Raw genomic sequence first — 11430 nt, 5'->3', positions numbered from 1 at the left:
GGGTCATCCTTCGCGTCCGCGGCCGCGGGCCAGCGCAAGGCGGGACGGCTTCGGCAGTTCCAGTGGGAGGACCCGGACCGGGGGCCGCGGTGGCGGATCGCCCGGAACGGTGTGATGAGGGCGGCGTGGTGCCGGGAGGGTGGCCTGCCCGGTGCCGCTGACCGGGGCCGGAACTCGGGCCGGCGCCGGCTGGCGAGGGCGTGGTGACACCACCTGGCAGGCGGCCATCGCCGCCCCGGTGGCGGCGGTCAACTGTGCGTCCGGCTCCACCTCGACGGGCACCGCGAGAGCCGCGCCGATCAGTTCGGTCACCAGCGGGACCCGGGTGGAGCCGCCGGCCAGCAGGACGCCGTCGAGCTGAGCCGGGGTCAGGTCGGCACTGCGCACGGCCCGGAGCAGGAGGTCGACGGTGGCCTGCACCGTCGGGCGGATCATGGCCTCGAACTGCGCTCGGGTCACCGGCACCCGCGCCGGGCCGCTCGGCAGGGTCAGCACCACGTCGGCCGTGAGGTCGACGGTCAGCACCCGCTTGACCCGGTCACACTCCGCGCGTAGCCCGCGCAGCGCGGCCTGGGCCCCGCGACGCCCGGTCGCGGCCAACTCCCGAGCCAGCACGGTACGGGCATGTTCGGCGAGCGCCTCGTCGAAGTCGGCGCCACCGATCGAGTCGAGACCCTGCGGGGTGCCGAACGTCTCGTACGTGCCGCGCGGGGTCCGGCGCACCAGAGCGGCCTCGAAACTGTTGCCCCCGACGGCGTAGACAACGGCAGTGCTTCCCGCGAACCCTCGAGCGGCGTGGCTCTCGGCGACCGTGACCGTGCGGGGCAGCAACGTCACGTGCCGTAGGCCGAGGTCCGACAGGGCCCGGTGCAGCACCTCCCGCCGGTAGGGGCGCCACCCTGCCGGGTGGCTGAGCACGATCGCCTCGGCCGCCCCGCCCTCCAGGGCGTGGACCCGCTCGACCACCCACGCCGCCAGTTCGGCGGTCAGCGTCTGCGGCGCGCACGGTTCGCCGCCGAGCAGCACCGGCACGTCGTCGCCTATGCGGTGGACGAAGTCCCGGGTGGTGCGGCTGCCGTCGTCGGTCACCGGCTCGCCGACGCGCAGCGAACCGTCCTCGACCAGGCACAACACCGAGGGCATGAGAGGTGAGCCGGCGCTCAGCGGGACGGCTTCGGGACGGGTCCAGGTCGCGCCGCGTCGCCGTGCGACGGCGGCGGCCGTGTTGCTGCTTCCGATGTCTATCCCCAGGACGTACGGCATCGTCTCTGTCTCTCCCCGTGAGTCAGCCGGTCGGTGGCGATGGCGTCGGCTGCCCGACGACCCACCCCCGGCGAACCCCGCGGGCTCCTACGTTCGTACCAGAGATCACTCCCTGGTCGGGACCCTAATCTCGTCGGGACGGTTTCCCCCTGTCCCCCTAACGTACGAGGTGGCGCAGCCCCTAGTTCAACCGACCCGGATGCGGGCTCAGCCCCGATGCCCGGGGGTGAGCCCCGGCAATAGCGTCGTCACTGTCGACGTACGACACCCCGCCAATGCCACATCCGAGGAGAACCGGCACATGGACTCGCAGCAGACGCTCCACGACTTCGTGCTCGACCTACTGACGAACCCGGATGCGCGGTCGGCCTTCGACCTCGACCCCGAGGGTGCGTTGCGGGGCGCCGGGCTCACCGACATCACCGCTGCGGACGTGCAGGACGTCGTACCGCTGGTCGTCGACTACGCGCCGGGTGCCGGTCTCGCGCCGTTGGCCTCGCCGGTCGGGCAGCTCGGGCTGGACCCGCTGCTCACCGACACCACCGACGTGGTGGGTCAGTTGCAGAGCGTGGCGCAGCAGATCAGCGTCACCAGCTCGCCCAGCGGTGTGGACGTCAAGGCCGGCGTGCTCGGCGCCATCGCTGTCGACCCGTCGACCGCCGCCGCCGGGGTCACCGTGCTGCCGGGCATCGGTCTGGGTGTCGGCCCGTCCGGCCTCGACACCGACCTGGCCGGTGTCTCCGACGTGGCGCACACCCTCGACGCCGACGTGGTGCAGCCGGTGGACGCGATCGCGGACCCGGTGCTCGGGGACGTCACCGGCACCGTCGGCGACCCGAGCGGTCTGCTCGGCGTCACTGACTCGAACCTGATCGGCGGCGACCTGACCGGCGGTGTCCTCTCCGGCACCCACGGTCAGCTCGGCGGGGTCGTCAGCTCCCTCGGTGTCGACGACACCCTTGGCGGGCTGGGCCTCGGGCATGGCGACGGCATCGTCGGCGGGGTCCCGCCGCTCGACGTGTCGTCGACGGTGGGCGGCGTGACGCACCAGGTGGACAGCCTCCTCCCCGGTGTCACCGACACGGTCGGTGACGTGACCGGTGGGGTCACCGATGGTGTGCTCGGCGGCGACTCGCACGCCTCGTCCGATCACGGGCTGCTGGGTATCACCGGCGGTCTGCTCTGATCCGGATTTCCGGTCGGAGCGGAGGGCCGGATCGTCTCGGGCGATCCGGCCCTTCCCGGTTCCACATCCGGTCCCTCTTGATAATTGAGCCGAAATCCGCACACTTGGTGCGGTGATGGCCGGGATCTGGTTGGACGTGCTGGACGAAATCGCCCGCACGTGCAGTGCACACGGTCGCGGTGACCTACTTCAGACGGTGCGGCAGAAGCGCGCGCAACTGCTGGACCCGACGCTGCGTGTCCTGGTCATCGGCGAGCCGAACCAGGGCAAGAGTCAGTTGATCAACGCGATCATCAACGCTCCGGCCTGCCCGGTCGGCGACGGCCGGACGACAGTCCTGCCGACCGTGGTGCGGCATGCAGAGGCCCCCGCCGCGGCGGTGGCGCAGGCACCACCATCAGCCCCGGGGCACCCCACCGGCGCCGCCGACGCGGTGGCCGTCGAGCGGACCCCGGTGGCGCTTAACCAGGTCGCGGCGGGCGTGGCCGGCCTGGTCGGTCGTCGGCCGGGCGGCGGCCCGGCGTACGTCGAGATCGGAGTGCCCCGTGCGCTGCTCGGTGCCGGGTTGGTGCTGGTGGACACTCCCGGCACCGACGAGGTCGCCGGCATCGGCACCGCCGCTTCGGTCGCCGCACCGGCCCGCGCGGACACCGTGCTGCTTGTCTCCGACTCCACTCGGGAGTTGTCGGTCGCCGAGCTGAACATGCTGCTGCACATCATGCGTTCGCATCCGAACGTGGTGGTGGTGCAGAGCAAGACCGACCTGGTGGCGGACTGGCGGACTGTCGCCGAGCGCAACCGGCAGCACCTGGCCGAGGCGGGGATTCCGGCGACGCTGATCCCGGTTTCGGCGGCGCTGCGACTGCGCGCGGCCGCCGCCGACGACCGTGGCCTCAACGCCGAGTCGGGCTTCCCCGCGCTGATCGCCCGCCTGCACGGTGACCTGGCCGGCAAGGCCGACCACCTGGCCCGGGCGGCGGTGCAGACCGTGGCCCGGACGGTGGTGGAGCAGTTGGCCGCGCCGCTGCGCGCCGAGTTGGCGACCCAGGAGGCCGAGGAGCAGTCCGGGCCGATCTCCCGTCTGCACGCGGCGCAGCGCGAGGTCGACGAGTTGCGCCGGTGCTCCACCCGGTGGCAGAACACGCTGACCGACGAGATCACCGACCTGCTCGCCGACCTTGAGTACGACCTGCGTGACCGGACCAGACAGATCCTGCGGGCGGTGGACGAGGCGTTCGACACCGCGGACCCGTTGGTCGCCTGGGACACCTTCCAGGACTGGCTGGAGCGGAGCCTGGTGGAGGCGGCCGAGGCGAACCACGAGTGGCTGATCCAGCGCTGTGACTGGATCGCCCGGCGGGTGGCAGCCAACTTCGACAGGTACGGCTACGACGTGCTGCCGCCCTGGTCGATGACGATGCCGGACGACATCGGCGAGCGACTGCCCGACCTGCAACGGCCGACGATCGACAGGTTCACCACCGGTCAGAAGCTGTTCACCGGCATGAAGGGCTCGTACGGCGGCATGCTGATGTTCGGTCTGGCGACCACCCTGGCCGGCATGCCAATGATCAATCCGGTCTCGGTCGGCATCGGGGCGCTCTTCGGCGGCAAGAGCATCCGTGACGAGAGCAAGCAGTTGCTCCGTCGGCGGCAGGCGACGGTCAAGACGGCCATCCAGCGGCATGTCGACGACTTCTTCGTCCGGATCATCCGAGACTGCCGCGACGCCGCCCGGCAGGTGCAGCGGATGCTGCGCGACCACTTCACGGGGCTGACCGAGGAGCTGCAGGAGGCCATCGTGCAGTCGTTCCGCAGCGCGAAGCAGGAGGCCGACACCGATGCCTCGGTGCGCGAGCAGCGGCAGCGCGAGATCCGGCTGAAGATGACCAGGTTGGCGGCGGTGTACGAGCAGGCTCAGCAGTTGACCGGCGCCCGTCCCGCCCCGCTGCTGCTGGAGCCACAGGCATGACCGTGGGAGTGCGCCTGGACGAGGCGGCGTGGGGGTTGCTGCACCAGGCCATCGAGCTGTACCAGGACAATCCCCGGGCCGTCGCCGATCTTCGGCAACAGGTGGCCAGGTTGGAGCAGCCGTTGCGGATCGCCATCGTCGGCCCGTGGCGATCGGGCAAGTCGACGGTGCTCAACGCGTTGATGGGTGAGGAGGTCGCGCCGGTCGAGCGGGCGGACCGGGCCTTCACCTGGTACGAGGACGGTGCCGCGCCGCGCGCCACCGCCTACCCGGTCGGGCAGCCACCGCAGGAGTTGGCGGTGGTGAAGTCGGCGACCGGGCTGCGGGTGGATCTGGGCTGGGGCGCGGGGGAGGTGCGGGACATCGTCGTGCGGTGGCCGACGCGGGCGCTGCGGCAGATCACGCTGATCGACACTCCGGCGGTCACCGGTGGCGCCGAGCAGGGCCGGGCGCCGGTGTTGGAGCGGGTGTTGCGCGACTCGGACGCGGTGCTGTACCTGACCCGCGACGGTCGCGACAGCGACCTGCGGGTGCTGGAGTCCGCACGGGACAGTGCCGTCGGGCAGTCCGCTCCGGTCAACGTGATCATGGTGCTGTCCCGCGCCGACGAGACCGGTGGCGGCCGGATCGACGGCCTGCTCACGGCCCGCCAGCTCGCTCGCCGGCACTACCGCGACCCGAGGGTGAACGCGCTCAGCGTCAACGTCGTGGCGTGCAGCGGCATGATCGGCCTGGCTGGCCGGTTGCTCGGTGAATCCGATTTCGCCGCGCTCGCGACCCTGGCTCAGGTGCCCCGGGCGGAGCTGGACGCCCACCTCATCTCCGCCGACCGCTTCCTCCGCGGCGAGCTCCCGGTGCGGCTGGACACCGAGGTGCGCGCCGCACTGCTGGGCCGGTTCGGGATCTTCGGTGTCCGGCTGGCGGCCACGCTGGTGCGCAGCGGGTTCGACAGCCGGGTGAAGCTCTCCGCCGAGTTGATTCGGCGAAGTGGTCTCACCGAGCTGCGTGAGTCGCTGACGCGGTCCTTCATCGATCGCCACGACGCCCTCAAGGCGCGGTCCGCGCTGGCCGCGGTGGACGCGCTGCTGCGGGCCGAGCCCACCCGGGGCTCCGCCGAGCTGGTCGGCGCGGTGGAGCAGATCCTCGCCGGCGCGCACGAGTTCCGGGAGCTGCGCCTGCTGGTGGCGCTGCGGAACACCCGACTGGGGTTCGACGCGGAGCTGGCCGCCGAGGCGCAACGGCTGGTCGGCGGCGACGGGGTGGGCCTCGCGGCTCGGCTCGGTGTCGAGCATGAGGCCGACGTGCGGCAACTCTGGGAGATCGCCGCCGAGGCGCAGTGGCGGTGGCGGGACCGGGCGGAGGATCCTCTGCTCCCGCTGGCGCAGCGCCGCGGCGCTCAGGTCGTCGTCCGCAGTTGCGAGGGGATGATCGCCGAGCTGGCCGCGGGCGGGCGCTGAGCACCTGCCGGCAGGCCGATGGTCGTCCCCGCGTCACCGGCAGCGCGACGCGAGTGAAGGACGGCAGTGGCGGCCATCCCTCACTCGCGTCGCGCCGGGATCAGCGCGGCTCGTACGTCTGACAGTCCGCGATGTCCTGACCCGGACCCACTCGGATGGACGGCGCGTGGCACTCCAACTCGGCGTTGTGCTGACAGTCGGACCGCTTGCAGGCACCGACCTGGGCGATGACGCGGTCCAGCCCGCCCTTCGCCGAGGTGTCGATGAACGTGGCGCAGCTGGCGTTCTGCTGCCCGATGGTGATGGCGAACGCGTGGCAGCCGTCGTGGTTGTAGCCGCAGTCGGTGACTGTGCACTCGTGTACCCGCGGCATCTCCAGCATGTCGGTCATGGCGATCTCGCTTCCGTCGGTGGCACCGGGTCATCTCCATACCCGGCTCCGACCGGACAATTCCCTATCTTTTGGGGTGTTTTGTGTAGGCCAGCCTTGCCTAACCACCATTGCCGGCGACTCCGGCGCAGGTGTCGGCACGGGAGCCCTCACGACTGTGGATCGTGGCCCGAAAACCGTTATTCGATCTCACTTTATGCAGTCGCCCCTGACCTGCGGAGATAACGCTCTCACGGATGCTGGGTGAGTGCTTGACGCGCCCGTCATCCGACCGCAACGATGCATTCACATGTCTCGTCCCACCACCGCCTGGCGTGATCGGCGCACGCCGTCCCCCGCACCGCGAAAGGACCCCACTGTGCGCAGATCCCTGAGATCGTGGCTCGGCCTCGTGCTGAGCGCGATCCTTGTGGCGGGCGGCATCGTCGCCTCGCCACCCACGGCCAGTGCCGCACCGTTCACCGTGCTGGTCTTCAGCAAGACCGCCGGGTTCCGGCACGGATCCATCACGCAGGGCATCGCCGCGATCCAGCAACTCGGTGCGGCAAACGGCTTCACCGTCGAGGCCACCGAGGACGCCGCCCAGTTCACCGACGCCAACCTGGACCGGTTCGCCGCGGTGATCTGGCTCTCCACCACCGGTGACGTTCTCAACGCCGCCCAGCAGGCCGCGTTCGAGCGCTACATCACCGGCGGCGGTGGGTACGTCGGCGTGCACTCCGCCTCCGACACCGAGTACGACTGGCCCTGGTACGGGGGACTGGTCGGGGCGTACTTCGCCTCGCACCCGGCCGAGCAGAACGTCACGGTCAAGGTGGCCGACCAGGTGCACCCGTCCACAGCGGGGCTGCCGCAGCGGTGGAGCCGGTTCGACGAGTTGTACAACTACCGGACCAACCCCCGGGGCAACGCGCACGTGCTGGCCACCCTGGACGAGACCACCTACACCGGCGGCAGCATGGGCGCCGACCACCCGATCTCCTGGTGCCAGAACTACTCCGGCGGCCGAGCCTGGTACACCGGCCTGGGGCACACCGACGCGTCGTACACCGAGGCGAACTTCCGTCAGCACCTGCTCGGCGGCATCCAGACGGCCGCCGGCGCGGTCGACGCCGACTGTGGCCCCACCGTCACCAGCAGCTTCCAGCAGGTGGAGCTGGCCAAGGGCGCGGCCGAGACCGGCGAGCCGATGAGCCTCACCGTCCTGCCCGACCGGGGCGTGCTGCACACCTCCCGCAACGGCGTGATCCGGCACACCGACGCCGCCGGCAACACCAAGATCGCCGCCACCCTGCCGGTCTACACCGGCGACGAAGAGGGTTTGCAGGGCATCAAGGCCGACCCGAACTTCGCCACCAACCGCTGGGTGTACGCGTACTTCGCCCCACCACTGAGCACCCCTGGCGGTGGTGCGCCCGCCGAGGGCACGCCGGCCCAATTCGCCGTCTGGGAGGGTGTCAACCGGTTGGCCCGGTTCACGGTGAACGCGGACAACACCATCAACCTGGCCAGCGAGACGTTGATCCTCAACGTGCCGACCAGCCGGGGCATGTGCTGCCACGTCGGCGGCGACATGGACTTCGACGCGGCGGGCAACCTCTACCTGTCCACAGGCGACGACACCAACCCGTTCGACTCGGCCGGCTTCACCCCGATCGACGAGCGGGCGGGCCGTAACCCGGCGTTCGACGCGCAGCGCACCTCGGCGAACAGCAACGACCTGCGCGGCAAGGTCCTCCGGATCAAGCCGAGTGCGGCCGGCGGCTACACCATCCCGGCCGGCAACATGTTCGCCCCGGGCACCGCGCGGACCCGTCCGGAGGTCTACGCGATGGGCTTCCGCAACCCGTTCCGGATGAGCGTGGACAAGGCCACCGGCATCGTCTACCTCGGTGACTACGGCCCCGACGCGGGCACCGCCGACCCGAACCGGGGGCCGGCGGGCAACGTCGAGTTCGCCCGGATCGACAGGCCCGGCTTCTACGGCTGGCCGTACTGCACCGCCCGCAACGACGCCTACAACGACTACACCTTCCCGTCCGGGCCCTCCGGGGCGAAGTTCAACTGCGCCGGTGGGCCGGTGAACAACTCGCCCAACAACACCGGCATCACCCAGCTGCCGCCGGCCGTTCCGGCCTGGTTGCCGTACGGCGGCTCCGGCTCGCCGCCGGAGTTCACCGGCGGTGGCCTCTCGCCGATGGGCGGGCCGGTCTACCGGTACGACCGCAACAACACCTCGCCCGTGGCGTTTCCCGAGTACTACGACGGGACCTACTTCGCCGGTGAGTTCGGTCGCCGCTGGATCAAGAACATCAAGCTCGACGCGTCCGGCCAGCCGCTGAAGATCAACCCGTTCCCGTGGACCGGCACCCAGGTCATGGACATGGAGTTCGGCCCGGACGGCGCGCTCTACGTGCTGGACTACGGCACCGGCTGGTTCAACGGCGATGCCAACTCGGCGCTCTACCGCATCGAGTACGCCCGCGAGGGCAGAGCACCCGTCGCCAGGGCCTCGGCCACCCCGACCAGTGGCACCGCGCCGCTGACAGTGGCCTTCTCCTCGGCCGGCACCCTCGACCCGGACGGGGACCCGTTCACCTACGCCTGGGACTTCGACAACAACGGCACCACCGACTCGACCGCGGCGAACCCGAGCTTCACGTACACCACGAACGGGACCCGAAGCCCGACGCTGACGGTCCGGGACACCACCGGAAAGACGGCCACCGCGAGCGTGGTCGTCACTGTCGGCAACAGCGCCCCGGTGGTCACCGTCAACACCCCGTTGAACGGGCAGACCTTCACCTTCGGGGACGCCGTGCCGTTCTCCGTGACGGTCACCGACGCCCAGGACGGCGCGATCAACTGCGCCCGGGTGAAGGTGAACTACGTCCTCGGCCATGACTCGCACGGCCACCAGCTCGGCAGCGTGCAGGGCTGCACCGGGGTCATCCAGACCTCGAAGGACGGCGAGCACGACGCGGCGGCGAACATCTTCGGCATCATCGACGCCGAGTACACCGACCTGGGTGGAGGTGGCCAGCCGGCACTGACCACGCACACCCAGGCTGTCCTGCAACCTCGGGTACGCCAGGCCGAGCACTTCGGTGACTCGTCCGGCATCCAGATCGTCGCCGGGGCAGCGGGCAACGGCGGCGCGGCGGTCGGCTACGTCGACAACAACGACTGGATCTCCTTCCGCCCGTACAACCTGACCGGCGTCCAGTCGTTCAGCGCCCGGGTCGGCGCACCGGCCGGTGGCGGCGGCACGTTGGAGTTGCGGGTCGACTCGCCCACCGGCCCGCTCGTCGGTTCGGCCACCGTCACCTCCACCGGCGGGTACGCCAACTTCGCCACGGTCACCGGTGGGGTCACCGCCCCGACCGGCACCCGGACCCTGTTCCTGGTCTTCAAGGGCACCGGCCCGTACTTCGACATCGACGAGTTCACGCTCTCCACGAGCCCCGGCGGTCCCGGACCTGACCCGGACCCGGACCCGGATCCCGAGCCGGGCGCCAACCTGGCCCGGGGCAAGCCGGCGCGCGCGTCCAGCTTCGAGGGCGCGTTCACCGCGGCGAACGCGTTCGACGGCGTGGCCGGAACCCGGTGGGGCAGCGCCTTCGGGGACCCACAGTGGATCGACGTGGACCTCGGCGCCACGTACGCCATCAACCGGGTCAAGCTGACCTGGGAGGCGGCATACGGCAGTGGCTACCAGATCCAGACCTCGCCGGACGGGGTCAACTTCACCACGATCCGTACGGTGACCGGCGGTGACGGCGGGGTGGACGACCTGACCGGGCTCAGCGGCTCCGGCCGGTACATCCGGCTCCTCGGCACCACCCGGGGGACCGCCTGGGGCTACTCGCTGTTCGAGTTCGAGGTGTACGGCGGCACCGGAAGCCCGACCGGCGGCAACCTGCTGCTGAACAAGCCGACGTCGACGTCCAGCAACGAGGGGGCCGACGTGTCCGGCGCCCAGGCGGTCGACGGCAGCCTCACCACCCGCTGGTCGAGCACGTTCTCCGACCCGCAGTGGATCCGCGTCGACCTCGGCAGCCCCACCGCGATCGGTCGGGTCAAGCTGAGCTGGGAGGCGGCGTACAGCAGCGCGTACCAGATCCAGACGTCGAACGACGGCACCACCTGGACCACGGTGAAGACGGTGACCGGGGCCGACGGCGGCGTGGACGAGCACACCGCCCTCGGCGCCAACGGCCGCTACCTGCGGATCCTTGGCACGGCCCGGGGCACCGGATATGGCCACTCGCTCTGGGAGCTGGAGGCCTACGCCAGCTGAACCACCACCGATGACGTGGCCGGCACGGGGATCCGTGCCGGCCACGTCGCTTTCACGGCCTTGCATATACCGACTATCGGTATATGCTCCCTGGCATGGCTGAGGCTCCACTGCGGGAACCGACGTTCCTGGTGCTCACGGCGCTGGCGGAGGCGCCCATGCATGGGTACGCCGTCATCGAAGACGTGCTGCGCATCTCCGACGGCCGGGTGCGCCTGCGCGCCGGCACCCTCTACGCGGTCCTCGACCGACTCCGCGTCGACGGCCTCATCGAGGTCGAGCGCGAGGAGGTCGTGCAGTCCCGGCTGCGCCGCTACTACCGCCTCACCGCGCTGGGCGCGCGGCGGCTCAGCGAAGAGGCGGCCCGCCTGCGACACAACGCGGACGCCGCTCGGGTGCGGCTGCGTCGAGGCGGCCTACTGACCGACGGGGGTGCGGCGTGAGCGGTGACGAACTGGAGCGCGGTTATCGGCGACTGCTGGCCGTCTATCCCTGGGAACACCGTCGGGTGTACGAGGACGAGATGCTGGCCGTGCTCCTCGCCGGTGCGCGACCGGGTCAGCGGCGACCTGACGTCGCCGACGTGCGGAATCTGGTCGGTGCCGGCCTGCGGGCGCGGCTGCGGGTGGGCGCACGGGGGTTCACCGAGCCGAGCTGGGCTGATGCGGCGACGGTGACCGGCCTGCTGGTCGGAGTCGTCCTGCTGGCCCTAGGTTCTGTCTCGTAGATCTTGGTGGTCGGGGACGGCGCGTAGCCAGTCAAGGGTTTCGACCAGGTCGAGGGTGGCCTGGAAATGGGTGGCGAGTTTGTCGTAGCGGGTGGCGAGGCCGCGCCAGTGTTTGCGTCGGTTGAAGCCGCGTT

Annotated in this window: 8 protein-coding genes; 6 read left to right on the top strand and 2 right to left on the bottom strand. The window is 70.8% G+C overall.

Annotation, left to right across the window (positions count from 1 at the left end):
• Window positions 1-3: 3 nt before the first annotated feature.
• Complete coding sequence (locus ACIBEF_RS06125; protein WP_396791619.1) at window positions 4-1263, bottom strand: Hsp70 family protein; 1260 nt, start codon at window positions 1261-1263, stop codon at window positions 4-6.
• A 301-nt stretch (window positions 1264-1564) separates the two neighbouring features.
• On the opposite strand from ACIBEF_RS06125, the gene ACIBEF_RS06120 reads away from it, so the two are divergent.
• From ACIBEF_RS06120 to ACIBEF_RS06110, 3 genes are all read left to right on the top strand, one after another.
• Window positions 1565-2449, top strand: a complete 885-nt coding sequence (locus ACIBEF_RS06120; RefSeq protein ID WP_357205822.1) for an IniB N-terminal domain-containing protein — start codon at window positions 1565-1567, stop codon at window positions 2447-2449.
• Window positions 2450-2564: 115 nt separating this feature from the next.
• The gene (locus ACIBEF_RS06115) at window positions 2565-4421 is read left to right on the top strand and encodes a dynamin family protein (RefSeq protein WP_396791928.1); all 1857 of its coding nucleotides are present in this window, start codon (window positions 2565-2567) and stop codon (window positions 4419-4421) included.
• Window positions 4418-5878 (top strand): hypothetical protein, encoded by a 1461-nt coding sequence (locus ACIBEF_RS06110; protein WP_396791618.1) that lies wholly within the window; start codon window positions 4418-4420, stop codon window positions 5876-5878. Before ACIBEF_RS06115 ends, ACIBEF_RS06110 begins: the two co-directional genes overlap by 4 nt.
• 100 nt (window positions 5879-5978) lie before the next feature.
• On the opposite strand, the gene ACIBEF_RS06105 is transcribed toward ACIBEF_RS06110, so the two are convergent.
• The gene (locus ACIBEF_RS06105) at window positions 5979-6269 is read right to left on the bottom strand and encodes a DUF1540 domain-containing protein (RefSeq protein ID WP_357205816.1); all 291 of its coding nucleotides are present in this window, start codon (window positions 6267-6269) and stop codon (window positions 5979-5981) included.
• 358 nt (window positions 6270-6627) lie between these two features.
• Between ACIBEF_RS06105 and ACIBEF_RS06100 the strand changes: the two genes are divergently transcribed.
• The 3 genes from ACIBEF_RS06100 (at window position 6628) to ACIBEF_RS06090 (ending at window position 11296) form a co-directional block, all read left to right on the top strand.
• The gene (locus tag ACIBEF_RS06100) at window positions 6628-10569 is read left to right on the top strand and encodes a ThuA domain-containing protein (RefSeq protein WP_396791616.1); all 3942 of its coding nucleotides are present in this window, start codon (window positions 6628-6630) and stop codon (window positions 10567-10569) included.
• Between the two features lie 95 nt (window positions 10570-10664).
• Entirely contained in the window at window positions 10665-11012 is a 348-nt protein-coding gene (locus tag ACIBEF_RS06095) for a PadR family transcriptional regulator (RefSeq protein WP_357205810.1), read from the top strand.
• A complete protein-coding gene (locus tag ACIBEF_RS06090) occupies window positions 11009-11296 on the top strand; it encodes a hypothetical protein (protein ID WP_396791613.1) in 288 nt (95 codons plus the stop codon). Before ACIBEF_RS06095 ends, ACIBEF_RS06090 begins: the two co-directional genes overlap by 4 nt.
• Window positions 11297-11430: the final 134 nt, after the last annotated feature.

It is taken from the genome of Micromonospora sp. NPDC050795 (assembly GCF_044456785.1).
Taxonomy (GTDB): Bacteria; Actinomycetota; Actinomycetes; order Mycobacteriales; family Micromonosporaceae; genus Micromonospora.
Note: the sequence above shows the minus strand (reverse complement) of the source record. Positions and strands in the feature narration are given on the sequence as shown.

Bases quoted from the DNA above. Each gene is read 5' to 3' on its own strand.
- ACIBEF_RS06125 (WP_396791619.1), bottom strand. From the start codon at position 1,263: ATGCCGTACGTCCTGGGGATAGACATCGGAAGCAGCAACACGGCCGCC.
- ACIBEF_RS06120 (WP_357205822.1), top strand. From the start codon at position 1,565: ATGGACTCGCAGCAGACGCTCCACGACTTCGTGCTCGACCTACTGACG.
- ACIBEF_RS06115 (WP_396791928.1), top strand. From the start codon at position 2,565: ATGGCCGGGATCTGGTTGGACGTGCTGGACGAAATCGCCCGCACGTGC.
- ACIBEF_RS06110 (WP_396791618.1), top strand. From the start codon at position 4,418: ATGACCGTGGGAGTGCGCCTGGACGAGGCGGCGTGGGGGTTGCTGCAC.
- ACIBEF_RS06105 (WP_357205816.1), bottom strand. From the start codon at position 6,269: ATGACCGACATGCTGGAGATGCCGCGGGTACACGAGTGCACAGTCACC.
- ACIBEF_RS06095 (WP_357205810.1), top strand. From the start codon at position 10,665: ATGGCTGAGGCTCCACTGCGGGAACCGACGTTCCTGGTGCTCACGGCG.